Below are 26,110 nucleotides of genomic sequence, written 5' to 3'. Positions count from 1 at the left end.
GAAAGGAAGATACTAGATGAATTTAATATCTCTTGAGAATATAAATAAAAGTTATGGAGAAAAAATATTATTTAATGATATTTCACTTGGAATAAATGAAGGACAAAAAATTGGATTGATAGGAGTTAATGGTACTGGAAAATCTACTCTTCTAAAGATTATAGCTGGAATAGATACTGCGGATACAGGAAAAATTATAAAAAAGAATAAATTAAGAATAGAGTATCTGTCTCAAAGTACAAATTTTACAAAGGATGATAGGGTTATTGAAGCTGTTTTTAAAGGTAATTCACCAATAATGATATTATTAAGGGAGTACGAAAAAGTTGTGGAGAAACTCTCTAAAAATCCTCAGGATACTATACTTCAAAGTGATTTCAACAGACTTTCAGAAAAAATGGACACATTAGAGGCATGGAACATTGAAAGTGATGCAAAAACTATTTTGACAAAGCTTGGCATAAACAATTTTGAAGACAATGTAGAAAAACTGTCAGGAGGGCAACGAAAAAGAATAGCATTGGCAGGGGCTCTCATATCACCTTGTGATTTACTTATATTGGATGAACCTACTAATCATATAGATGATGAAACTGTAAGCTGGCTGGAAAACTATTTAAATGGAAGAAAAGGATCAGTAATTATGATTACTCATGATAGATATTTTCTTGATAGAGTTGCCAATGAAATATTGGAATTGTATAAAGGAAAATTATACAGCTATGAGGGAAATTACAGTAAATATCTTGAAAGTAAATTGGATAGATTGAGTAAAATGGAAGCTAAGGAAGAAAAGAGACAAAATCTAATAAGAAATGAGCTTAAATGGATAAGAAGAGGTGCAAAGGCAAGATCTACAAAACAAAAAGCCAGGCTAGATAGATTTAAATCTTTAACAGATGAGAATATAGATATAAGCAATGAAAAAGTTGAAATATCAGTTGGAAATACAAGACTTGGGAAAAAGATAATAGAAATTGATAATATAAGTATGAAGTTTCAGGATGAAGTTTTGATATCAGATTTTAGCTACATAATAGGTAAAGAAGATAGAATAGGTATAGTTGGACCTAATGGTATGGGAAAGAGTACTTTTTTAAATATAATTTCGGGAAAATTAAAACCTGTTTCGGGCTGTGTAGAAATTGGTGAAACTGTAAAATTGGGATATTTTTCTCAGGAATACAGAGATATAGATGAAAGCTTGAGGGTAATAGATTATATAAAGGAAACAGCAGAATATATGCGTACATCAGATGGTACACTTATAAGCGCATCGCAAATGCTGGAAAAATTTTTGTTCCCAGGTGTTTTGCAGTATAGTCCTATATCTAAACTTTCTGGTGGAGAGAAGAGGCGATTATATCTTTTAAAGGTATTAATGGATGCTCCAAATGTATTACTCCTAGATGAACCAACTAATGATTTGGATATAGAAACATTAACTATATTAGAGGAGTACATAGAAGAATTTACAGGAACTGTTATAGCTGTATCCCATGACAGATATTTTTTAGATAAAATAAGTAACAAGATTTTTGCCTTTGAAGGAAATGGAAAAATATTAGAGCATACAGGTAATTATACAGATTATATTAATTTTCACAATACAATTGATGAAGAAAAAGATAGCAAAGCAAAAAAGCAAGTTAAACAGGAAAAAGAGCATAGAGGAAATAAAAGGGGCAAGATGTTGAAATTTACTTTTAAAGAGCAGAAAGAATATGAAGAGATAGATAGTAATATATCCAATACTGAAAGTACTTTAGAAGAAATAAATAAAGAGATAAGTAAATCCTCTAGTGATTATGTTGTCCTGCAGGAATTAATGAATAAAAAAGAGGAAACAGAAAATTATTTGAATTATCTTTTAGATAGATGGGTGTATTTAAATGATTTAGCAGAAAAGATTAATAATAAAAATGGCTAGAATATTTTTATATAGTTAATTTGATTTATTTATGGTTAAAATAAAAATATGTGATAAATTTTTTGATGAAAATATAGAAAAACATAAAAATTAAAGTGGTGATAAATTTTGCATAAAAAAAATAGAAGGTTGGCAAATTTACTTCTTTTAATATTTGCTATTGGTTTTCTAATTTCCTATGCATTTAAGGATAATTTTGCAGCTGAACTTATTTCAAGATGCTGTATGGCGGCACTTATAGGGGGACTTGCAGATTGGTTTGGAATAACAGCTATATTTAAAAAGCCCTTTAATATGAATTGGCCGGAGTTTTTATTTAGAACGGATATTATAAATAAAAACAGAAATAGAATTGAAGAAACTATTATAGATACAATAGAAAAAGAGTTATTGAGTAAAGAGAAAATAAAAGATGAACTAAAAAGCTATAATTTGGCAGGAATTATAATAAGATTCATAAAATCTAAAGAAGTTGATGCAGCATTAATAAAATCTATTGATGAATTTTTTCCTTATAAAGATAAGATATTTAAAGGTGAGAACAGTTTAATATATGATTTTGCTTTAAATTTTTTAAAGAATATTAAAATAAGTCCATTATTATACAAGAGTTTCTGCTGGGCTTCTATTAGAGGTTATGATGATATATTTATAGACAAAATTATTGACTCAGCTGTTACTATTTCTAAAAAGGAGGATATAACTGAATTTCTAGAAAAATTATATAAAGATGCCTTAAAAAATTATGAGAAAGATAATATAAATAGAAAAATTACAAATAAGATGATATTAAATTATATATTAGATATATCGCCAGACAGTGCAGCTTACAGTATTCAAAAGAAAATAGTAAAGACTTTAAATAATATGAAAAGTTATGATGATAAAAATAGAATAATATTAAAGGATAAATTGGATACTTATATATTAAAATTTAATAATGACACAGAATTTATAAATAGAGTTGAAAATTATAAATTGGAATTTTTGAATAAGAATAATTTTTTAGAAGAAAAAATCAATAAAATTTTAAATGATTATATTATTGAAAACTTCTATAATAATAAATATTTAATTAAAAGTTTCAAATTGCAAAAGAGAAAATTGATATTAAAATTTCTAAAGGATAAGGAAAAGGTCAAAGAGATTGATAGGACTATTAAAAGTATATTATTCAATATTATTGATGATAAATATAGTTATATAGGAAATTTAATAAGAGAAAACTTAAGTAAATATAATAATGAAGAAATTGTAAAAACCATGGAGCATAAGCTTTCAGAAGATCTTCAGATCATTAGAATAAATGGTTCTATAATAGGAGGATTAGTGGGATTATTTATATTTTTATTGACATTTTGGATAAAATAGTTTTTATAGAGCCTGTGGAAACAATTAGTATTAGGTAAATTAATTTAGTAGTGTGTCAATTGCCATTAAATCAAATTTAAGGATAATTCCTAAAAGATGGGGAAGTGGTTTAAGTGAATTATAAGAATAAAGCAAATATTACTTTACTCTGTGTATTTTTAGTTTTTATAGTAACTTTATTTTTAAGATATTTTTATGGAAATATTTTTATTTTTAATTTTCTTTTTATAGTAATGGAGGCATCTTTAGTAGGTGGAATTGCAGATTGGTTTGCTATTACTGCTATATTTAGTAAACCCCTTGGTATATCCTATCATACAGAACTTATACCTAGAAATAGAAAAAAAATTATACTTGGAATTTCAAATATGGTAGAAAAGGAATTATTGACTAGTGAGGTTATAAATAAAAGAATTTCCCAAGTAAAAGTAATTGATAAATTAATTATATTTATTGAAAATAAAAAATACAGTATATTAAAATATGTGGAGAAATATATTAATGACTATATTTCTAATCATGGTAAAGATACGCTAATATATATTTATAATAATCTAATTGAAAAGCATATAGAAAAGTTTAGTATAACGGATAATATAAAGCTATTAATTAAAGAAATAGAAAATAACCAAAGCGAAGAAAAAATCATTGATTTTATTATTGATGGGGCTATTAAAATATGTGAAAGAGAAAGAACTAAAGATTTTATATACAGTAAGCTAGTAGAGTTAAAAGAAAAAAAAATTAACAATTTTTTTTCAAAATTAAGCTTTTCAATATTTGAAAAAACAGACAGTGTAAATTTTTTAAGTGCTGCTTCTAGTATTCAAAATGGTATTATTGACAGTTTTTTAGAAATGAAAAATAAAGATAGTGATATGCGAAGGATGTTAAAAGAACAATTCAGGGAATGTATTTCCAATATAGAATATCATAGAGAGGGAATAGAAGAATTTAAAATTAAATTAATACGAGAACTGGATATAAGATCTATAGCATTTAACAATCTAGATGAAAATAATAAACAAACATCTATTTTGTGTAAATGGATACTTTTACAAATGAAATTTTGTTTTAAATACTTTGTTAGGAATGAAGATTTGAAGAAATCAGCAGAAAATATATTAAAGAATATTATTTGCAGTTTTGCAGAAAAAGAACATAGATTTATAGGTACTATTGTAACTGAAACTTTAAATGAATTTGATGATAAAAAGCTAAATGAATTTGTAGAACATAAATTTGGTAATGACTTACAGTGGATAAGAATTAATGGATCTGTAGTAGGTGGAATTATAGGTGCACTTATGTTTATATTTTTGACTTTTATATATGATCCTTATATAGTTCCTATTATAAGAAATACATTGTAATTAAAAAATTTCTATATGTGATTTTTGGAGAAAACTAATTCTATAGAATTCAGATAGAATAATGTTACTATTCAAGAAATTTTAAAATTCATGATTATATGAAATTCTTTGGTAAGATAAAGTTATTAATTAAGGAGGAGAAATTTTTGATTGAAGAGATAGGTATAATAATTTTACTTATAATAGTAAATGCATTTTTTGCAGCGGCAGAAATAAGTATAATATCATTAAAGGAAATAAACATTGAAAAAAGAGCTAGTGAAGGCGATAAGAAGGCAAAATTACTTCTAAACATAATAAAAGAGCCTAGTAAATTTTTGGCTACTATTCAGGTTGGTATTACTTTGACTAGCTTTTTTACTTCTGCATCTGCAGCAGTAGGATTGTCTAATGGATTTAAAATTTTTTTGCAGAATACTAATATAAGTTTCTTAGTGAATAATAGTTCACGAATAGCTTTTATATCGGTAACAATAGTAATATCCTTTTTTTCTCTACTTTTTGGAGAGTTAATCCCAAAGAGAATAGCTCTTGCAAAAGTAGACTTTATAGCAGATAAATCTATAGGGATTATTCATATTATTAATGTTATAAGTAAACCCATAGTAGAGGCACTTACTGCATGCACTAATTTTTTTGTAAGATTAATTCTGGGAAAAGACAGTAACAAAGAGGAAGATATAACAGAAGAAGAAATAAGAATGATGATAAATGTAGGAGAAGAAAAAGGTATTTTTCAAGCTATGGAAACAAAAATGATAAATAGCATATTTGAATTTGATGATACTACTGTAGTAGATATAATGACTCCAAGACCAGATGTAATAGCACTTGATATAGAAAGTGATTTTCAAGAGACGATTAAAGTTATTACAGAAGAAAAATATTCTAGAATTCCTGTATATAAGGAGAATATAGATAATATTGTAGGTATATTATATAGTAAAGATATAATTGACTATATGGCTTTTAAAAAAGATCATACAAAATTTGATTTAAAAAATTTTATAAAAGAACCATTGTTTGTAATAGAATATAAAAAAATTGATGAACTATTAAAGGATATGCAGAAAAGAAATATACATATATGTATAGTAATAGATGAATACGGAAGTACTGCAGGTATAGCAACTATTGAAGATATGTTAGAGGAGATTGTTGGAAATATCTATGATGAATATGATGAAAAAGAGGATGAAATACATAAGATTAAGGAAGGTGAATTTGAAATAGATGCAGGTATAAGCATGATAGAATTAAATAAATTGCTACAAACTGATTATGAAGAAAATTACGATACGGTAAGTGGTCTTATATTAGATCGGATAGGCAGATTGCCAAAAGAAGGTGAAAATATAATAATTGAAAATTTTAATTTTAAAATTCTCTCTGTGAAAAAAAGAAGAATAAAAAAAATATTGGTAACTAAAATTAAAGAAGAAAATTTATAAAAATAGTTATAAATTATAGATTTATCATATTAAATTACTATTGAGAAAATTCATATTTAGTAGTAATATTAAATTGTAAGTAAATTCTGAAATAAACATTTATAAGAAAATATTTAATATAAATAACAATTACGATAATTTAAATATTTTTAATAAAACATTATTGGGGAAGTGTTAGTTTTTGCAAAATGAGAAATGTGTGGTATGTGGAAAAGCGGGAGAAAAACACCATATAATTTTTAAATGTGAAGGCGGTCTTGATTTCCCATTAAATTATATTTATCTTTGTGCCGAACATCATAGGGGGAAAAAAAGTCCACACAGAAATAGAAGAATAAATCTCATGTATAAATTGGAATTTCAAACTAAATTAAAGAATATTTTGGCAAAAGATTACTATTCCATGGATGAGATAATAAAAACATTATCTTTAAATCCTTCTCAAGGAAGAAGTATATGTAAAAAATTTAAAATCTATAAGGAAGGATATAAAAGAGAAGATATAATAAAACGACTTATGGGTGGAAAATTTTATTATGACTTTATGTTAGATGAGTTTTATGACGATTCTTGGAATATAAGTAATGACTTTATAGATGATTTAGATCTAAATTTATATGGTAACTGTGAATTTTAATAAAGGATACACAATTAAAGTTTTGAATATTTATTATAATATTTAAAATTTTAATTGTGTTTTTTATTATAGATATTTAATGTATAATTAAATATTGTAAATTATAATTATATTATACAGTTTGAATTTTAAAGATATAAATTTATTGATTTAAACTATAATATATAGAACCAAAAATGTTATAAAAATCATAGTAATTATAAATATACTTTGGGCAAGATAAGTTTATAGATGTATTATATAAATATAATGTGGGAGTGAGAGTATATGAGTAATGATTTAACTAATACAAAAAATAATAAAAAAGAAGATGGAAATTTCAAAAAGAAAAATATTAAACATAGTCCTAAAGATGAAAGTTCAAGGGCAGAATTAGATGAAAGATTAAAAGTAACAAGTGAATTTTAAAATATAATTTTATAATTTGTTGATTTAATAGACAAAATAACCTAAGGAGTGAGAAAGTCTATGGAAAAGCATGAAAAGACAAATTACAGACCTAAAGCACAAAATGCAGGTAATGAGCCTAAAACTTGGTCACATAATCCTAATAGTGCAAAATATCATTCAAGAAGTGCAGAATTTAAAGCAAAAGAAAAAAATAATTGATAAATATACGTTATCTCACAATGTATTTATATACATTGTGAGATAAATTTTTGTTCATTATAAATACTAAAGATAAATATTAAAATCTAATTTTTAATAATTAATTGTACTATATTTTTAAGTTTAATTAATATTTCTTCTTTTGAGATAATCTCTTGCTTGAAAATTAAATAGTTTGATGTAATAATATTATTAATAATTAAGTATTTTTATTTGAAGTGTAGGTGAATAATTTGGATAAAATTGTCTGTTTGGTAGGAGAATCTGGCTCTGGAAAATCTACTGTAGTAGAATGTCTGGAAAGAGAGGGATATAATTATATAAAAAGTTATACTACAAGACCTAAAAGAAGTGAAAATGAAAATGGACATATTTTTGTGGACGAAGAGTATTTTAAAAATAAATACAATAATGAAAGATTTAAAGAAAAATTGATTGCATATACGGAATTTAATGAATATAAATATTGGAGCACAGAAGAACAATATAAAGATAAGGGTATATCTGTTTATACAGTGGATCCCTCAGGAGCAAGTGAACTTAAGAATAATACTAAAAATTGCGAAGTTATTGTTATATATTTGAGAGTAGATGCTGAAGAAAGATTTAATAGAATGGAAAAGAGTAGAGGAAGAGACCATGCCTTAAATAGACTTAACTATGATCGTAAAGTTGATATATTTAACATAATTCCATGTGATTATGTGGTAAATGGTAATAGAACTATAGAAGAAATAGTTAAAGATATAAAAGGAATAATATTTTCATTAACAATATAAAAAGGTATTAGGCTTTATATTGTCTAATTATTTAAAAAATTACAATAATTAATATTTACAGGTTAAAATGTAAATATATTAATTAAATTATCAGAAAATATAAAAAATTCCCACTATAAAATATTTTTATTGAGGAGATGATGTATTATGCTTTTATTTAAAATTAAACCTAAAAGAAATACTTACTATAAGACACCATCTGACTATTGGACAATAAATATATTTGATCAAGAAGAAATAAATTGGTGGTGTAAAGAATTAAGCTGTTCAGAGCAGGAATTAATAGGTGCAGTTAATAAAGTAGGGGATTCTACTTACAAGGTAAAAGAATATTTCGGAGAATATTGATTTTTTAATAAAACTAAGGGACTAACTCACAATGAATATATGTGTATTGTGAGTTAGTTCCTTAGTTATTTTATTTAGCTGGCTCTAACTTAATGACAAATCGTTTATTTGGAGTATATGTAAGTATATACCTTTGGCCTTTCTTAATTTTAAAATCAGTTGATCCACAATAAAAAGATTTACCATTTGCTAAAAAATCATTACCAAGCTTACTGGATAATCCGATTTTTTCAACAGTACAAGTGCTTACTAAAAAATTTTTAGTTAAAATATAATTCATATCTTGAAAATAAGGTAAAGTATCCTTAATTACTATAATTAAGATCAAAGCGGCTAAAGTAACTATAATTAATATGAAATCTTTAAGCTTTTTTTCAAACATTTCTTTGATACATGAAATTAATCCAATTAAGAGTACTAAAATAATAAATAAAGTAAAGCCTAAGTTTATCCAAAAATATTGCATAATTAATCTCCTTTCACTATATAGATTTAATCTTCATTATGTATAGACGATAGAAAGGCATAAATTCCTTTAAATAATATAAAAATTTAAATTTATTAATAGAATGTACTTATATAATATTTAATTATTGTTATAGATAAATAATACACTATAAGTAAGAAAAAATCAATATTCTATATTATGATATAAAAAATGACCGCATCACACAGTATTAAAACTAAGTGATACAGTCATTCTTCTAATTATTTGGTGCCGGTGGTGGGATTTGAACCCACATGGTTTCCCGCACGATTTTGAGTCGTGTGCGTCTGCCGTTCCGCCACACCGGCAAAGCTGACATGTAATAATATAACATAAGGACTGTATATAGTCAAGTTTTTATTAAAGTTTGTTTATTATAAATTAAAAGTAAATAAATATTATTACATTTATAATAAAATTTTAATGTGTTTTTATTATAAAATAATGTGAAATTTTAATTATATATGATTTTATTTTAAATAAATAATAATTTTAAATATATTACAATTATAAGCAATACCAAAAAACAAATAAACATTAATAGACATAAATGGAAGTTTATATAGCAATAAAATACAAAAATTCTACTATAAAGCTATGTTTTTTCAAAAACGTATTGTTAGTTTTTAAACAATTTGCTACAATGAAATAGGTTAAAAAGTAATTACTAGTACATATTCAAGTAGAATTATGTACACCCTTTTTATTATGCAAAGGGTAATTGTAAATTATTTGTATAGGAAGGAGATAAAAATATGATTTACTCAACAGAAGTATCAAACATGATGTGCGTTGCTAAAGGACCTAACCATGGACCAGCACCAATACCAGAAGAAGGAAAATGGGTACAAGCTAAAGAAATTAAAGATATATCAGGATTAACACATGGTGTAGGTTGGTGTGCTCCTCAACAAGGTGCTTGTAAACTAACTCTTAATGTTAAAGATGGTGTTATTGAAGAAGCATTAGTTGAAACAATTGGATGTTCAGGAATGACTCATTCAGCTGCTATGGCTTCAGAAATACTTCCAGGAAAAACTATACTTGAAGCATTAAATACTGACCTAGTTTGTGATGCTATAAATACTGCAATGAGAGAATTATTCTTACAGATAGTATACGGAAGAAGCCAAACTGCTTTCTCAGAAGGTGGACTACCTATTGGAGCAGGTCTTGAAGATTTAGGAAAAGGTCTTAGAAGTCAAGTTGGTACAATGTACGGAACTAAGGCTAAGGGAACTAGATACTTAGAAATGGCAGAAGGATATGTTAAACACATAGGTCTTGATGCTAACAATGAAGTTATTGGTTATGAATTTATACACCTTGGAAAAATGATGGACATGATTAAAAAAGGTATGGACGCTAACGAAGCTATGGAAAAAGCTACTTCAAGTTATGGAAGATTTGCAGAAGCTGCAAAAGTTATCGATCCAAGACACGAATAATAGGTAAGGAGGAGAATAGTAATGGCATTATTTGAAAGTTATGAAAGAAGAATAGACCAAATTATACCTGTATTAAAAGAATACGGCATGAATTCAATTGAAGACGCTAAAGCTGTCTGTGATGAAAAAGGAATAAATGTTTACGATATAGTAAAAGGTATTCAGCCAATATGCTTCGAGAATGCGTGTTGGGCTTACACTGTAGGTGCTGCTATAGCAATAAAAAAAGGTTGTACAAAGGCTGCTGACGCTGCTGAAGTAATAGGTTTAGGATTACAAGCTTTCTGTATACCTGGATCAGTTGCAGATGACAGAAAAGTTGGTATAGGACACGGAAATCTAGCTGCAATGCTTTTAAGAGAAGAAACTAAATGTTTCGCTTTCCTTGCTGGACATGAATCATTTGCAGCTGCTGAAGGTGCTATTGGACTAGCTAGATCAGCGAACAAAGTAAGAAAAGAGCCTTTAAAAGTTATACTTAACGGTCTTGGAAAAGACGCTGCATTTATAATTTCAAGAATAAACGGATTTACATATGTTCAAACTAAATTCGATTATTATACTGGTGAATTAAATATAGTGAAAGAAACTGCTTATTCAGACGGAGAAAGAGCTAAAGTTAGATGTTATGGTTCTGATGATGTTAGAGAAGGTGTTGCAATAATGCACAAAGAAGGCGTTGACGTTTCAATAACAGGAAACTCAACTAACCCAACTAGATTCCAACATCCAGTTGCTGGAACATACAAAAAAGAGTGTATGGATCTAGGAAAGAAATACTTCTCAGTTGCATCAGGTGGTGGTACTGGAAGAACTCTTCACCCAGATAACATGGCAGCAGGTCCTGCTTCATATGGTATGACTGATACTATGGGAAGAATGCACTCTGATGCTCAATTTGCAGGTTCATCATCAGTTCCAGCTCACGTTGAAATGATGGGTCTTATTGGAATGGGTAACAACCCAATGGTTGGAGCTTCAGTTGCAGTAGCAGTTGCTATTGAAGAAGCTTCAAAATAAATCCATTGATGAAGGCTTTGATTAACTAGAATAGACTATTTTAAATACACATATCTAATAGATTTTAATATCTATGGATGTGTGTATTTTTTTTATACATAAAAAGCTACTCCCATCTATACGTGTGAGGAGGTGTATAAATTGAAAAAAATAAATATGAAAACTAAAGTGGATAATAAAACTTTTGAAGAAGGCTTTGAACAATTTATATTGGAACATTGCACTATGAAAAATTTTAGACCAAGTACAGAAAAACATTATCGAGAAGTGATAAAATATAGTTTTTATAAATTTTATGATAAGGATACTAAATTAAATGAATTGGAACAAGATGAAATTAATAACTATGTTTTGTGGCTAAAAGAACGTGATATAAAAGATAGTACAGTTAATATTCAACTAAAAGCACTAAAAACAGTTATTAAGTTTTTCAAGGATAAAGAATGGATAGATAGTAGTATAAAAGTAGAATTAATTAGAGCTAATATAGAACAAATAGAAGCTTATACTGACGCTGAGATAACGAAGCTATTAACAAAACCAAACTTAAAAAAATGTAGTTTTGTAGAGTTTAGAAATTGGGTTTGTGTCTGTTTTCTTTGCAATACAGGTGCTAGAAGGTCTACTTTAATAAGCATACAAATTGAAGATTTAGATTTAGATAATGGTTATTGCTATTATAGGCATACAAAAAATAGAAAATCACAAACAGTACCTATATCTCCAAGTATGTGTAATATTCTTAAAGAATATTTAGAGTATTTACCAAAAGATTGTATATATCTATTTCCTACTGTTTTAGGAAAACAAATGCAACCTAGAAGTTTATCACATACGGTAGATGACTATAACAAATCTAGGGGAATAAGCAGAACAGGCATTCATAAATTTAGGCATTGGTTTGCTAAGAAAAGTGTGTTATTAGGAATGGATTTAATAAGATTACAAAAAATTCTTGGTCACAGTAATTTAGAAATTTTAAGAAATTACGTAAATTTATTAACTCAAGATTTAAAGAAAGATGAAGTGATTTTTAATCCATTAGAAGATATGCAAAGAAAAAATAAAGAAATAAAGCATATAAAGCTTAGACGGTAGAAATTAATAAGAGGTGATTTATAAATGAGTGAATATAAATTTTTAGACCAATTTTATAAAGATGCATTAATAGATCCAAAACAGATTGTATTTAAAGAAGTAAATGTTAGTGATTTATTTGTAACCATTTATATAGTTGCTAAAAATAAAAATATGTTCGATATTTTTACAGCAGTAGGGGATATAGACAAGCCTATAAAAAATGAAAGTATTAACCATGTATTAGTTTTTGAAAATCAACTAAAGAAATTATGTAAGCAAATAGAATAAGCCAGTGCCTAGACCACACTGACTTATCTCATAAAAAATTGAATATAGTTTAAATGAAACCTTACCAATTCCAATTACCGTACCTTGATTTTATCAAAAAAATGGGATTTGGTCAAGGTCTAATTTCCTATTGCCTTTTTTTAGGGTGATAGGTCAGTTATCTAAGCACTGGAATAACTATAAAAATATCCAGTAGGTTAGTTGAGCCGCTGCAAATAAATCAACTATTACACATAAAACACTATTCCCTTCTTTAGTGGTGTAATGCAAGGTGCGGACTACCATTAAAGGTTCGGGCAGGTTACTTGGTGATATAGTATCAGGTAGGTATTAACAAGCCATATAGGTACTTATAGGACAAGTATTATAAGTTAAGTTAATATTGCAGTAGCAATAAATAAGAAGGGTATTAGCGACGTCACAAGGCTTTAACCAACTATAGATTAATAGTTTATCTACTTATATAAGTAATTAAGATTTTTTCTTTTTTGCTTGTATAGGTAGATAAACTATATCCACTCAGAACACAGACATTTCCCAACTATAAGAGATTAAGTTCAATAGGGCAAGAGATGAATCAAAAGAAGTATGAATTTTATTCAAAATAAGATAAGATTATATTAATATATTATTTTTATATATTATAAATTATTGGGAGGGATTAATATGCAACCAGATAAAGAGCAACTAAGACAAGTAATAGCAAATGGTAATGATAATGTAGATAATATTTTGCTTCTTAACAGAGATGGCAATTTTATTCTTTTTCAAGGAGCAGGGGGAGGTGCGGTAGAACATTTAGATTACGTTACTAGATGGGAAACATTTGATGCAGGAAGTGATTATGTAGGAATTGAAGCATCAAAGGATGAGAAATTATTAGATGATTTAGTGATGAAATGGGCTAATGAGGCATGGAAAAGGTATGAAAAAACAGGGAACACTCAAATAATGAATCCATATTTGTAATTATATATTAAGTGTTTAATTAAAATACTGTATTACTAGTTAAACAATACAGTATTTTAATTAGAATTAGAAAATCTACAAACAGCAGACAGTAAAAGATTTATAAAAGAAAGTAGAAAAAGAGTTTTCAAATCAATTATCGATGATTAATTTGGGTACTGGAAAATATTTGTTTTATTGGATGTACCTTTAGAAAATATTTTGTATATTATTATCTATAAATTCTAATCCCACATCATTCTACGATACTCTACAGTTTTATGTTTAATAGAATTAACGTTTTCATACATTAAATCTCTAATTTTCATATATTCGATTACATCATCTTTTGAGCAGTTATACTCTTTGATTTGCTCACTTAAACATATAATTTTACCGACGGCAATTTCATATTTAGCAATAATCATTTCTAAATCTTCTATGTTTGAATCATATAATTTATCATCTTCACTAATGTTTAAATAAGTATTGTAAGTAGTATTAAAATTATTTGACAATGTATCTATATTTGACTTATTTCTTATCTCTCTATAGTAATTATTATAATCTAATTTTTGATCTTTCTTTTTAGGGTTCTTTGAAAAGTATTTATAAGTGTATATGTGAAAATATCGGCTATATTCATAATTTCTGTATACTTTAGATACACCATTCATATCTTTTTGTATAAGCAGTTCTTTTTTTACGGTATCATATAAATCTTCAAACATTAAATTCAACCTCCATTCTGTATGTAATTATATCACATTATTTACACAATAATATATTGATAAGCATAACAAAAACAGGACTATTTTATAAAATAATTTAATAAAATGGCTGTAAGCATAAGCTTTTTGATCACTTATGAGAAATTAAAATACAACGTCATTTATTGAATATTATAATTATGCAGCCGACAATACCTTGTAATTCTGCTTTAGTTACGATACATAGTGATTAAATTCTACTTTACTTTCGATATCTAATTTAAAATAATAAATACAAAATTTATTAAAAAATAATATTATAACACTTGCAATTCTAGATATATCAATGATTATAAGGATTTTGGCTAGTAGAATATAATGTTATATAAAAAGATTCAATTTATGCCGATGTGATTTATTACAAGGTAATGTCGTAAGTAAATACTAAAACATATCGGATAAATTTTTTTTCAAAGTCTTTTTAAAAATAAAATCATTTTGCTTTAATGGGGTTTTATATAGTTCTAGTAATATATTTGTCAATTGTTTGTTTTTTTCTTGTTCTATTTTTAATTGCTCAAGAATTGGTTCCGAATATTTTTTTAGTGCAATATCTAATTTTTCTTCAATAATTTTTTTTATTTCAGAGTTAAATTCCTTAGATTCTAATTTTAAATTTTTATAATTTTCATTCATAATATTTGTGATTTTTTTATAATTTTCATCCATAAGATTTTTAAGTTCTTTTTCTATTAATTCCAATTCTTCATTTAAATGTTTTGACAATTCTTTTGATAATTCTTTTGATAATAATTTTATAAAAATAGGGTCATTCTCTTTCAATCTATCCATACCATCATCTATAGTCTGTTTTTTTAAATGCTCGTATACTTGATAAATGGTAAAATGATTTATTCTAAGTAATTTTTGAATCTGTTTTAAAGTATTTATATCTTCTTCTTTAAACCGTCTATGACTACCTTGCCTTTTAATTGGAATAAAATCTTTAAATTTTGTACACCAAAATCGAATTGTGCTATCTAATTCTCCCAGCATTTTTGCTACTTCGGTTGTTGAATAATATATAGTTTCCATGTATAACCTCCAAAATTTTTATTTTGTAATAGAAGAGCTTTCATCATCAATATAATCTATAACATCACTTAATTTTATATTACTATCAAGTGCCTTAAAAGCCTTGACAATTGCATTTAAGTCTTCTGAATTAATTCTCTTAATATTTTCACTATAGTAGAGACCAATTGTTGAAGGTCGGATTCCTGTTTCATCTGCTAACCATCGTTGGCTCTTTTTAAATTTACCCAACAAATCTGATATGTAAAATTTTATCATAATAGTTCGCTCCTTAATATGCATTACTACTTTATAGGTTAAATTATACCTTTTATGTATATAAAAGTCAAGTGAAAGTTAAAAAATGTTCTTAAGAGTTATTGACTTGTCACGTTAGGAGTGATATTATATATGTATAGGAGATGAATTAACTGATAAATAAAATATTAAGGGGAATAGAAAATATGTTTTTAAAAGATGGCAATATTAAAGAATTTGGTTTTGAGGTTGGTTTCCAAGAATTTGAATTGTATTTAAATGAAGTATCAGAAAAAACTGTTACACTAGATATTCACGGGATAGTTAATACACAACTTACTTTTGAAGATTTTGGTTGGTATATAGATGAGTACAAGCATAGTAATAAAAGAGTTTTAATATTAGATGATTTAACTGAACAAATATGTTCCGTACTTGTAGATATGAAAGACATTAAAAAGATTATTATGGGTGTTGGGTTCTTTGAAGGTAGTTATATATTAATTCTCAAACATAATATCATGTACAGATTTATTATGGAAGAGTAGGTGATAGAGTAAAAAATATAAAAATATGAAAAAATTATAAAATAAATATTGACAAGCTATAATGTAAGATGATAAAATAATTTACGTAGCCAAGATATGGCACTTAAAGAAAATTGCATAAAATGTTATAAATTAAACCAAGAGGAGTCGGTGATACAAGAAGGTATTTAACACGCAATTAGATTTAAGAATTTAAGTTGATATTTTACATTATTGTTAAGATTTTATTTTATAATAGGATTACATACATTTATAATACTTAATAACTTTAATTGAATGATATTTAATTTACACTTATAAGCTTTTTATATTATATGTTTATAATATTATATAAAGTCTATTTGGGTACGATTAGAATATTTATAAGTATTATTTGTATATAAACCAATAATGTTGAATAATATATTGAATTTTTAAACCTAATTAGTATTGTTAAATCATTCTTAATCACATTGGCTCTTTTTTATTCGTGTTTTTAATTAAAATGTTATATAGTAGCAGATTAATTAATATAAATATTAAATTTTTTAGGAGGAATAATAAAATGATAAAAAAATAACAACATGAAATCAAAAGAAAAATACAAATTATACAGGAGGTTATTTAATATGATGCTATATGTAACTGATGATGATTCACCAGAAGTTAAAAAATGGTACAGATTATATACTTATTTTGCATGTGCAACAGAAAATACATGGGAAAACTTCTTAAACTCAATAGATTGTTTGGAAATACTGGGATACTTAAAAGACGACAAGGAAATTCTTAAAGAAGTAACAAAAACCCGATTCAATTTAGCAAAGGACGCAGAATTTAATTTAAGTGAGGATGCATGTTAATACGAATTATAAGTAGAGTAGAGATTGAAAATATTATTGATTTTCTTTGATCTTTGAAATAAAATCATTGGCTAAATACAAATTTAATTATAACACAAAAAGAATATAGAAAATTATTAAAAAAATCTATACTTAAATCTTGACATATTCAAAAAAATAACATATACTTGAGAAGTCGATACAAAAAGTTCATATAAAGTTAATACTCATAATAGAGGGTTACTCCAATAACCTTCTAACAGTATTAATATTATTACCAATTTAATTAACTTCTATACATTCACGATGAATATTTAACTTTTTAATTTATTATTATGTATTTGATGGTGTTTCTTTAAACTGTACTGTAATTATATCATTATACAAATTGGAAGTCAATGGGCAACCGTCTATAATAAAATATTATGAACACATAGCTCTAAACTGGCTGATACCAAGGGCTTCAAAGATTAGACCTACCCCAAAAACAAATATTTTATACAAAAAAAGTACATTTTTATACTGATATTTTAGTGCTTTTATACCAATATTTTAGGACTTTTATACTGATATTTCAGAATTAACATAAAAAATATAAGGTGGCGACCCAAAAACGCAGAATGAAAGTGAGGAAAAATAAATTATGAAAAAGAAAATTTTTATTAAAAATGATATTAACTTAGGAAACGGAATTATTTTAAATAATTTTCAAAAAGAAAATATTGATTTATTAATTAATAAAATTGAACAAGGTAATTTAATTATTTTATCAGTTAAAGAAGGGTCATCATATGTGATAGTTCAAAAATTTTCTTATGGTTATGAAATGGATGTAATTGGTGATAAGTCATGTAATTCAGACAATACCTGGGTACAGATGAAACATGATAACCATAGTTTAAGAGTTGCATTAAAGGTAATATATCAAACACCAGAAATAAGAGATACAAAATTTTATTTATATAAATATAATGAGGAAAATATAACAGAGACTTATATGAAAATTATTGATTTATTACTTAAACAGATAAACAAGACAAGCTTATTAAAAAGCATATAAATCAGCAATGATTTTATAAATATATAAAAATAAAATTTAGGAGGAAAATTAATATGTTAAATTATGATGAACTAAAAAAGGTTATGAGAAAAGAAGGTTGTACAGAAGAAGAAATTAAACAACAAATTAAAGATTTAATGGAATCCGAAGAAGAATGGGCAATGGAGGAACAAAAAGAACAAGAAGAACAATATTCAATTATATGTCCTAAATGTGGGAAGAAAGCAATGCCATTTATGGATACAAATGCACCAGAAGAATTACAACCAATGATTTATGGACATAAATGTGAAAAGTGTGGATGGATAGAGTAATTGAAATAATATAATTTTGAATAAAATAGGAGGATATTTCAAATGGATAAATATGTATTAATAGATGGAGACAAAATTAATGGAAAGGTGATTGTACATACCAGTGATTTACAGGAAGTAACTGTGGATAACGAAAATGATTCTATTGTAATTAATAAGAATACAGGAGAACATTACAAAATTAAAGGAAACCCAGAGCATCCTTATTATAATGTTGTGGATACCGTGAATTCTATAGAAAGTAAAGGTGATAATATTAACAATTTAAGATATTTATATTGGTCAGATGATAATAATGTAGGTTTTTATAAAGAAAGAAAAGAGGATAAAGAACTAACAAGTATTGATGTATTAGAAATTTTACAAAGAAATAATATTAATAATTTCCTGAAAAAGTTTGATAGTAAATACATGGTTGTTACAAAAGAAGGTATATATAAATTGGAAAAATGCAATAGTATTGGTATTTATACTTATAAAAAAGTAGAGACTTTTGAACCGTATGAGGGAGAGCTGACAATTTATAATGAAGATAAATGGCTGGATGGAGTTAAAAGAAATTCTAATATTAAATCTTATACATTTGAAGAAGATGAAAGTGATGAAACTATTTAACTAATATATATAAGGGTAGTCAGTAACTGCCTATCCTTATTATATAAACTTGTAGCATAATATGAATTATTAAGTAGATAAGAGGGTGAGCATTATAAATCAATTGGATAAAATCAATGAAATAGATGAAATTACAAAAGAGATATTAGAACTAAAACAACAAACTGCACAAAATATTATTGAAATAGGTAAAAGACTAAGCAAGATTAAACAATCCTTAAATCATGGGGAATTTAAATTGTGGCTAGAAGAAAAAGTAGATTATACTCCAAGGACAGCACAAAAGTTTATGAAAGTAGCAAAAACTTTTGAAAAAACGAAGTCGCCTTCACTTTTAAGTTCAGAAAAATTATATTTATTAACTAATTTATCTGAAGAAGATAGAGAGATATTTATAAATAATAATGATATAGAAAATATGTCTACTAGAGAACTTAAACAAGCTATTAAGGAGATTAAAAAGTCAAATAAAAAGCTTATAGAACCTAAAGATGTAAAGTGTGATGTTAATGTAAATAAACTTATAGAAAATGATAACTATCTTATGGATGATTATTATGAAGCTGATAAAATATGGGAGGATACTGCTAGATTAAAGTGTAATATTGAATTTTTAACTGGAAGTTTTGATTTTGATAATAATGGAGATTTAGAATTAGATAGTGTTGAGAGTCTTATTTTAACAAGGTATTTAAATAAAGAAATTAATCATAATCAATTAGAAAAAGTTATTAAAATTCGCAAAATGGATATACCTTTTATCTATAATGAGGATAAATTTAAAAAATTCCTTGATAGTTTAGATTTATGGAATAGCTATCAACATATATCGGAAAATGGTGATAAATACTATAATGCATTAGAAAATATTGATTTATCGTATGAAAATGTTTGTGAGTTTATTTGGGAAAAAAATGAAGAAGAAAGGCAAAGTTATATTGAAGATAATAAATATATATTTAATGAAAATAATATCACAATAGCCAAAGGATATATAGATACAAATGCATATATATGTATCTACAAGGATAAAGAATTATTTGCACATTACCCAGTTACATCTAATTACCATAGGTATCTTTATAATATTACTGAATTATTTAGATTCTATAGGATTAATAAAAGATATCTAAAGCTAGTAGATAAATTTATTAAACAACAACAAAAAGATGATTATGAAGAATTAATAGAAAGATTTAATAGAGCTAAAGAAACTGCTAAATTTATTTTTGAGAAAGACAATGAGTGTTATATGCTGATTTCTTATGCAACTAATAGGGATTGTATAAAAGTATATAAGCATAAAAAGGAATTAACCTATTATATTTTTGATGTAGGAATGTGCTTAGAAAATTTAGAGTTTTATAATACTATAATAACTAATAATTGGTTAGATGTTATAAAAGATAAACTAGATTTTCAACCTAAATACTTAATTAATTTTCATAAAGAACTTAAAACAAAAGCTAAAAAGGTTAAAGAAGAAATAGAAGAAGCACAAAGAAAGCAAGAAAAAAATTATGAGGATTTCTATAAAAATTATAACTTTTTCGGAGAGAAGAAAACAAATAATAGTTTAGAAACGGATTGACCCCTTTATTTTCAACAAAAGCTAACGAATGCTAACTATATTATAGATTTTCTTATAAACTCATTTGGACTTAAATAATTTAAGCTTCCATGAATTCTTTCTTCATTATAGAACTCTATATACTCATCAATAAGCATATACCCGTGAGTAAAGTTCCTAATCTCATTCCAACTAATGCACTCCTTAGAAAGTAAGGAATGAAAGGACTCTATATGTGCATTATAGTTAGGTGAGCTTGTTGGGATAAGCTCATGATATATATTATTTGTTTTGCAGAATTGTTCAAATTTTACAGATGTAAACTGGGGACCATTATCGCTTCTTAAAACTATATTTGAAGTAACATTATTCTCTATAAGTGCTCTTTTTACAGCTGTTTTTGCATCTTCTGTGGTAGCAGTTGGTGTAATTTCTCTACCAACTAATTTTCTAGAATAAACGTCAATAATATCAGTAAGCATTATAAACTGTCCATTTAAAGCTTTTACATACTTTATATCAATTTGCCATAATTTATTTATAGCTTTTACATCTCTTGCGATAGCAAGATGTCCTTGCTTAGTGTGTTTTACATATGGAAGAAGCAATCCTAGCTTTTTAGCTAATCTATATACTTTTTTGGCATTAAGTTGAAGTCCATGACTCCTACGGAGTATACAAGTTACTTTTTTATAGCCATAGAATGGATATTTTTCACATGCCTCATGTAAAAGAGTTTCAATAACAGAGTCATCAACAATGCAGTTGTTTATTCCATATGAAAAACCAGGTATTGGTCTACCGACATTTCTTATTGATGATTTTTTATCCACAACAAGTTTTTTCCTTGGGTAAAATGATGTTCTTGATATTTGTAATAGCCTACATGCTCTAGAGATCTTAAGTCCCTTTCCAGTATATTTTATTCCAAGAGTCTTTTTATCTTCTAACGTAGGTAATTCTTTTTTTTTAATAATTCTTGAAGCATATCAAGTTCTAGCTCTTTTTTGCCAATAAGCTCTTTAAGTTTACGGTTTTCTTCTTCTAGAGCTTTTTCTTTAGGCGTAGCCTTTTTATCCTTTGGCTCTGTTGCATTAATTACATTAAGTTGCTTCTTAAATGTAGATAATGTTGATGATGTAATTTCATATTTTTTGCATATTTGTGCATTAGTTAACCCTTTATTTAATTCTTCAACTATTTTAATTTTTTCCTCTAAAGTATACTTTCTTCTTCCCATAGTTCTAACCTCCACTGTGTATTTTTATACTACCATGCTCGTTAGATTTTGTCGAAGGTTATTATGGGGTCAGAGAGGAAATATTTACAGAAGCTGAACAAAAATTATTAAAGGAGATACTGGTAAATGAAAAAATAGCTAAAAAATTATATCTTATGGCAGCAATGGAGTTTCATCCTGATAAGGTAGCTAAAAATGGAGAAGGTGCTGTTAAAAGAGCTGAAGAGCAAATGAAATTATTAAATGCTATAAATTTAAAAATAAAAGGTTAAAGCTAATTAAATATAGGGGGATTATTATATGAAAGATAAAAAATTGTATAAGTTACTAAAATTAAATTTAAAAAATGTATTTGAGGAAGATAATAAAGATGGTAAAAAGGAAAATGTAATATATATTAAAGAATCGGATTTGACAAAGAACTTAACACTTATAAGAGAAACAGATACTATAAGAATTGCCAATGCATTAAGTAATAACATAGAGGAATTAGAAGGATATAAATATATAAAAGATTTAATTGCTTTTTCCGTGAACGTGGGTACATATAAAACTATTATAAAAGATAAAAATAGTTTAATTAAGATAATAATTACTAAACCTCAACATATTAGTAAGAAGAAATTACATAATATCAAAAGTAAAAATAAGATTAATAATATAAAAATGTATTCTAAGAATATAAAGGATGTTATAGATAAAACAATAGTATTTAAAAGACTTCTATCTTCTAGCGGAAATATTAGAAATAAAAAGGTTATATACATTAAGCAAGATTTATGGAATAAAGCAAATGAAATATTATTATGTGGTTTACCTAAAGATATGAAGCATCCAGTGTTTAGTAAATTTAATAGTTACTATGCTTTAGTAAATACAGATAGTATACCGGTTACAACTCCTAGTTTTATTGTTGTGGATGACTATGAACATGAAATTGAAGAATACTTTGATATAGTAGAAGAAACTGCTAAAGACATTTATAAAGTAAAGAATAACCAAAAAAGAAAAATATCAATTTTGCCATTTGACGGGGGTGGATTAGTTGATATTTCACTTGCGAAACAATGGCATAATGAATTGGAATTAGACTATGTACCAGCAAGTTTTCAGTTCAGAGCAATACCAGGAATTAAGGGTAATTTATTTACATTTGATATTAAATCTTTTGCAGAACAAGAAGGTGTTACTCCAATTGTGAAGGATGCTTTCGGAAATAAACATAATGTATTAAAAGAAGGAATTAATTGTATAATTACTAAAAGTCAATTTAAATTTTTTAAGCAGTATAAGGAATTATTTGGGGAGAAGAAAGCTTTTGATACATGGAAGGAAAATTTCAATAGAGAACTATATGGATATAAAAAAACATTTAATATATCCAGAGTCTCTCCAAAATGTGAAGAATTAAAAGATAAGATTCTATTATCATATCAACCACTTCAAAGTTTAGATATTAGTCAAATTGATATTGAAAAAATATGTAAAACAACTGTAGATTTTATAAGTAATATCTCTACAAATGTTGATGAATTTTTACAATTTAGAGGCATTAATGAAGAGAATAATACTTATAAAATACCTCCTTATTATAAATCATTAGCAAAAAATAAAAGTTTGTTTAATGATAGTTTTATTCAATCTAAAGTAAAAGAAGACTTGAAAAGATTTAAAGAGAATACACTTAAAGGTTGCATATGGATTAATGGTAATTTTCAAACTTTAGTACCTGATGTTTTGGCACTGGCAGAGCATTCTTTTGGATTGGATATTAAGGGGGGATTAAATAAACATGAAGTATATAGTAATTATTGGATTAAAAAAGATAAATCAGAAATAGATGTTATAAGATATCCTCATATAGCCAATGAACATAATTTATTGAAAGTAGTAACTCCAAAGAAGTTTGACTGGTATCAGTATAGTACTGAAGGAATTGTGACTTCAATCTATGATTCATTAGCCTTAAAAGCTAATAGTGCTGATTATGATGGAGATGAAGTTGCATCAACCAGTAATGCTATTATATGTAAAAATGCTAGAAATCAAAAAGCAAATACAATTTACAATATTGATTATGTTGATTCTAATGCAAAAGAAATAGAATCTAAAAGTATAGATGATATGAAAGAAATAATTGATTGTGATGTACGAGGAATGTCTAATGATATTGGTAAGGTAGTAAATTGTATTACCACTTTATGGAGTATAGAAGATAAAAATAAAGAGATTAATGATGACGGTTTAACGGCAATGGATTGCATTAAAATCATGTCAATTGTTGGTTCTAAGACAATAGATTATGTTAAACATGGAGTTAAAGCTGATATACCAAAAGAAATAAAAGTGCTCGTAGATGGAATAAAAAAACCAAAATTTCAAAGAGTCATATATAAAAGTAATGTGAAGACAGAAAGAGAAATAAATAATAATAATAAAATACTTGGAAAAGAAAAAGTTAGATTATTTAATAACAATGATTGCACTATGAATAGATTATACGATTATATGGAACAACAAATTAAACCTATAAAACTATATATTACTGAAGATATAGAATTTAAATTTACGGATTTGTATGATAACAAAAAAATAAATATTAGAAGTAGTAAATCTTATAAATTAATAGAAGAAATGATGTTTAATTTTATAAAAGATAGTAATGAAATATCACAAAAGAATTCTATAGAAAATAAATCAAAGGATTGTAATAACGATGATACAGAGCAGGAACATAGCTATAAATGGACAATCTTCTACAACCACGTGAGAACTGAATTAATAAATTTATTACTCAATAAGAATTTAAAACTCACTAAGGACAAGTTGCTAGATTATGTAATTTATATTTTCTATGAAAATAAAGAATTCATAAAACATAATGATGATAAAGCTCTACTTTGGAATGTATTTGGAAATGAATTAAATGTTAGATTACATGGGGAAAAATTAAGACCGACTAAAGAATATACAGAAGAAGAAATTGAGAAAAAGCTAGAGAGAGCCGAAAAGCTTAAAAATAAAGTTGGAAAAATAAAGGAGCAATCTAATAAAGTATACATAAAAGATTTTGCTGGATATTTAGATGTAAAAATTAATACCAATGTTATAAGGAAGATTAGGAAATTAACTAAGGATATAGATGAAAAAAGATTATTAACAGTTTTATATGTCATTAGTCAATTCAGTAAAACTTATAACAAAAAAGAAGTAGAAAGTGAAATATTCAGCATAGAAACCAGTTCAAAAAATAAAATTACTAAAAGCAATATTCAAATTTTAGCAAGGATTGATGATAGAAAATACAAAAAATTAATGAAAAGATTAAATGATAATAAAATGATTACAATAAATACAAATAAAAATGGCACTATTTTAAAGATTAAAATTAATATTGAATGTGATGAAGAAGACAATGAGGTTTTACAGGATATTAATAAGTGTAAAACTTTATTTAAATATTTTAGATAGTTAAATAAAGTTAAAGTCTATATGTACATAGGGGGTATCTGTAAAAGGATACTCCTATAACAAAAATAATAAGGACGTAAATATTATATACATTAAATATAGAAAAAGAGCAAGAAAATGGGGACATTTATCATATTATTTTTATAATTGTATAAGTTATAGAGATTCTAATGATAAGAAAGTAAAGACTAAACAGGATTATATATTAAAACTAGATCAGGAGGATATAGAAAGTAGAGATTATATAAATTATGAAGATATGAAAACTTTAAGGAAAAAAGATATTAAAACATGGATTAGATTAGTTTCTAAGATTGAATTTGATATTTTAACTTATGAAAATTGTACTTACATTTAGATAAAAATAATAAAGTATTTGTACTTGTAAGTACAAAATTAATGGCGTGCACATAATGGATGCACCTATCAAAAAATTCAGGAGGTAATGATTATGGAAACAACTAATAGTAAAAAGAAATATTATCATGTTAACAAAAAATATATGGCAGATGCACTAAACTTTCTAGGGTGCAAATTCTATAAATTTACAAATGATGATGGGACGGTATATAGTTTTGAAGATAATGAGAAATTTAGAATTGCATTAACAGGATTAAATCAATTAAGAAATCAATTAAGAAAAATGTAATGGGAGATTAA

28 protein-coding genes and 1 tRNA gene are annotated in these 26,110 nt (G+C 25.9%); 22 read left to right on the top strand and 7 right to left on the bottom strand.

What is annotated here, in order from left to right; all coding sequences use genetic code 11:
- Window positions 1-16 precede the first annotated feature (16 nt).
- The 9 genes from CLPA_RS12690 to CLPA_RS12660 all read left to right on the top strand — a co-directional run bounded on the left by CLPA_RS12690 (window position 17) and on the right by CLPA_RS12660 (window position 8,498).
- Entirely contained in the window at window positions 17-1,930 is a 1,914-nt protein-coding gene (locus CLPA_RS12690; RefSeq protein ID WP_003442495.1) for an ABC-F family ATP-binding cassette domain-containing protein, read from the top strand.
- A gap of 129 nt (window positions 1,931-2,059) precedes the next feature.
- Window positions 2,060-3,301 (top strand): DUF445 domain-containing protein, encoded by a 1,242-nt coding sequence (locus CLPA_RS12685; protein WP_243444602.1) that lies wholly within the window; start codon window positions 2,060-2,062, stop codon window positions 3,299-3,301.
- A 113-nt stretch (window positions 3,302-3,414) separates the two neighbouring features.
- Window positions 3,415-4,674: a DUF445 domain-containing protein gene (locus tag CLPA_RS12680; RefSeq protein ID WP_003442493.1), complete on the top strand. Its 1,260-nt coding sequence runs from the start codon at window positions 3,415-3,417 to the stop codon at window positions 4,672-4,674.
- A gap of 146 nt (window positions 4,675-4,820) precedes the next feature.
- Entirely contained in the window at window positions 4,821-6,125 is a 1,305-nt protein-coding gene (locus CLPA_RS12675) for a hemolysin family protein (RefSeq protein WP_003442492.1), read from the top strand.
- A gap of 181 nt (window positions 6,126-6,306) precedes the next feature.
- Window positions 6,307-6,762 (top strand): HNH endonuclease signature motif containing protein, encoded by a 456-nt coding sequence (locus CLPA_RS12670; protein WP_003442491.1) that lies wholly within the window; start codon window positions 6,307-6,309, stop codon window positions 6,760-6,762.
- Between the two features lie 267 nt (window positions 6,763-7,029).
- A complete protein-coding gene (locus CLPA_RS21365) occupies window positions 7,030-7,170 on the top strand; it encodes a CPC_1213 family protein (protein ID WP_003442490.1) in 141 nt (46 codons plus the stop codon).
- 60 nt (window positions 7,171-7,230) lie between these two features.
- Window positions 7,231-7,371, top strand: a complete 141-nt coding sequence (locus CLPA_RS21360; protein WP_162838517.1) for a hypothetical protein — start codon at window positions 7,231-7,233, stop codon at window positions 7,369-7,371.
- 233 nt (window positions 7,372-7,604) lie between these two features.
- Window positions 7,605-8,150: an ATP-binding cassette domain-containing protein gene (locus CLPA_RS12665; protein ID WP_003442489.1), complete on the top strand. Its 546-nt coding sequence runs from the start codon at window positions 7,605-7,607 to the stop codon at window positions 8,148-8,150.
- A gap of 147 nt (window positions 8,151-8,297) precedes the next feature.
- Window positions 8,298-8,498 carry a DUF3606 domain-containing protein gene (locus CLPA_RS12660; protein WP_003442488.1) on the top strand — a complete coding sequence of 67 codons (201 nt, stop codon included), beginning with the start codon at window positions 8,298-8,300 and terminating at the stop codon, window positions 8,496-8,498.
- A gap of 70 nt (window positions 8,499-8,568) precedes the next feature.
- On the opposite strand, the gene CLPA_RS12655 is transcribed toward CLPA_RS12660, so the two are convergent.
- Both CLPA_RS12655 and CLPA_RS12650 read right to left on the bottom strand, forming a co-directional pair.
- Entirely contained in the window at window positions 8,569-8,964 is a 396-nt protein-coding gene (locus tag CLPA_RS12655; RefSeq protein ID WP_003442487.1) for a hypothetical protein, read from the bottom strand.
- 247 nt (window positions 8,965-9,211) lie between these two features.
- Window positions 9,212-9,293: transfer RNA gene (locus tag CLPA_RS12650), tRNA-Leu, on the bottom strand.
- A 447-nt stretch (window positions 9,294-9,740) separates the two neighbouring features.
- On the opposite strand from CLPA_RS12650, the gene CLPA_RS12645 reads away from it, so the two are divergent.
- The 5 genes from CLPA_RS12645 (at window position 9,741) to CLPA_RS12625 (ending at window position 13,790) form a co-directional block, all read left to right on the top strand.
- On the top strand, window positions 9,741-10,433 hold the full coding sequence (locus CLPA_RS12645; RefSeq protein ID WP_003442486.1) for an iron-sulfur cluster assembly scaffold protein: 693 nt from the start codon (window positions 9,741-9,743) through the stop codon (window positions 10,431-10,433).
- A 21-nt stretch (window positions 10,434-10,454) separates the two neighbouring features.
- On the top strand, window positions 10,455-11,453 hold the full coding sequence (locus tag CLPA_RS12640; protein WP_003442485.1) for a GGGtGRT protein: 999 nt from the start codon (window positions 10,455-10,457) through the stop codon (window positions 11,451-11,453).
- 141 nt (window positions 11,454-11,594) lie between these two features.
- Window positions 11,595-12,551 carry a tyrosine-type recombinase/integrase gene (locus CLPA_RS12635; RefSeq protein ID WP_003442483.1) on the top strand — a complete coding sequence of 319 codons (957 nt, stop codon included), beginning with the start codon at window positions 11,595-11,597 and terminating at the stop codon, window positions 12,549-12,551.
- A 24-nt stretch (window positions 12,552-12,575) separates the two neighbouring features.
- A complete protein-coding gene (locus CLPA_RS12630; protein WP_003442482.1) occupies window positions 12,576-12,821 on the top strand; it encodes a hypothetical protein in 246 nt (81 codons plus the stop codon).
- Between the two features lie 666 nt (window positions 12,822-13,487).
- Window positions 13,488-13,790 (top strand): hypothetical protein, encoded by a 303-nt coding sequence (locus CLPA_RS12625; protein WP_003442477.1) that lies wholly within the window; start codon window positions 13,488-13,490, stop codon window positions 13,788-13,790.
- Window positions 13,791-14,014: 224 nt separating this feature from the next.
- Here the strand turns inward: CLPA_RS12625 and CLPA_RS12620 are convergent, their stop codons facing one another.
- The 3 genes from CLPA_RS12620 to CLPA_RS12610 form a co-directional block, all read right to left on the bottom strand.
- The gene (locus CLPA_RS12620) at window positions 14,015-14,500 is read right to left on the bottom strand and encodes a hypothetical protein (RefSeq protein ID WP_003442474.1); all 486 of its coding nucleotides are present in this window, start codon (window positions 14,498-14,500) and stop codon (window positions 14,015-14,017) included.
- A gap of 423 nt (window positions 14,501-14,923) precedes the next feature.
- Window positions 14,924-15,574: a MerR family transcriptional regulator gene (locus CLPA_RS12615; protein ID WP_003442471.1), complete on the bottom strand. Its 651-nt coding sequence runs from the start codon at window positions 15,572-15,574 to the stop codon at window positions 14,924-14,926.
- A gap of 18 nt (window positions 15,575-15,592) precedes the next feature.
- Entirely contained in the window at window positions 15,593-15,832 is a 240-nt protein-coding gene (locus CLPA_RS12610; RefSeq protein ID WP_003442466.1) for a helix-turn-helix domain-containing protein, read from the bottom strand.
- 185 nt (window positions 15,833-16,017) lie between these two features.
- Here CLPA_RS12610 and CLPA_RS12605 point away from each other — a divergent pair, with 185 nt between their 5' ends.
- The 6 genes from CLPA_RS12605 (at window position 16,018) to CLPA_RS12580 (ending at window position 20,760) form a co-directional block, all read left to right on the top strand.
- A complete protein-coding gene (locus tag CLPA_RS12605; RefSeq protein ID WP_003442465.1) occupies window positions 16,018-16,359 on the top strand; it encodes a hypothetical protein in 342 nt (113 codons plus the stop codon).
- 563 nt (window positions 16,360-16,922) lie between these two features.
- The gene (locus CLPA_RS12600) at window positions 16,923-17,201 is read left to right on the top strand and encodes a hypothetical protein (protein WP_152414177.1); all 279 of its coding nucleotides are present in this window, start codon (window positions 16,923-16,925) and stop codon (window positions 17,199-17,201) included.
- Between the two features lie 622 nt (window positions 17,202-17,823).
- Window positions 17,824-18,240 carry a hypothetical protein gene (locus CLPA_RS12595; RefSeq protein ID WP_003442461.1) on the top strand — a complete coding sequence of 139 codons (417 nt, stop codon included), beginning with the start codon at window positions 17,824-17,826 and terminating at the stop codon, window positions 18,238-18,240.
- Between the two features lie 53 nt (window positions 18,241-18,293).
- Complete coding sequence (locus tag CLPA_RS12590) at window positions 18,294-18,554, top strand: hypothetical protein (RefSeq protein WP_003442457.1); 261 nt, start codon at window positions 18,294-18,296, stop codon at window positions 18,552-18,554.
- Window positions 18,555-18,596: 42 nt separating this feature from the next.
- On the top strand, window positions 18,597-19,169 hold the full coding sequence (locus CLPA_RS12585; protein ID WP_003442454.1) for a hypothetical protein: 573 nt from the start codon (window positions 18,597-18,599) through the stop codon (window positions 19,167-19,169).
- A gap of 85 nt (window positions 19,170-19,254) precedes the next feature.
- Window positions 19,255-20,760 carry a DUF3102 domain-containing protein gene (locus CLPA_RS12580; RefSeq protein ID WP_034829965.1) on the top strand — a complete coding sequence of 502 codons (1,506 nt, stop codon included), beginning with the start codon at window positions 19,255-19,257 and terminating at the stop codon, window positions 20,758-20,760.
- A 35-nt stretch (window positions 20,761-20,795) separates the two neighbouring features.
- On the opposite strand, the gene CLPA_RS20500 is transcribed toward CLPA_RS12580, so the two are convergent.
- The gene (locus tag CLPA_RS20500; protein ID WP_257786239.1) at window positions 20,796-21,713 is read right to left on the bottom strand and encodes an IS3 family transposase; all 918 of its coding nucleotides are present in this window, start codon (window positions 21,711-21,713) and stop codon (window positions 20,796-20,798) included.
- On the bottom strand, window positions 21,686-21,979 hold the full coding sequence (locus CLPA_RS12570; protein WP_003442347.1) for a transposase: 294 nt from the start codon (window positions 21,977-21,979) through the stop codon (window positions 21,686-21,688). The genes CLPA_RS20500 and CLPA_RS12570 overlap by 28 nt, the downstream gene beginning before the upstream one ends.
- Before the next feature lie 300 nt (window positions 21,980-22,279).
- Between CLPA_RS12570 and CLPA_RS12565 the strand changes: the two genes are divergently transcribed.
- Window positions 22,280-25,450 carry a hypothetical protein gene (locus CLPA_RS12565; protein ID WP_003442442.1) on the top strand — a complete coding sequence of 1,057 codons (3,171 nt, stop codon included), beginning with the start codon at window positions 22,280-22,282 and terminating at the stop codon, window positions 25,448-25,450.
- Between the two features lie 451 nt (window positions 25,451-25,901).
- A complete protein-coding gene (locus CLPA_RS12560) occupies window positions 25,902-26,099 on the top strand; it encodes a hypothetical protein (RefSeq protein WP_003442440.1) in 198 nt (65 codons plus the stop codon).
- The last annotated feature ends 11 nt before the right edge of the window (window positions 26,100-26,110 follow it).

Source organism: Clostridium pasteurianum DSM 525 = ATCC 6013, assembly GCF_000807255.1.
Lineage (GTDB): Bacteria > Bacillota > Clostridia > Clostridiales > Clostridiaceae > Clostridium_I > Clostridium_I pasteurianum.
The sequence above is the reverse complement of the archived record's forward strand: the minus strand, read 5'-3'. Positions and strand labels throughout refer to the sequence as shown.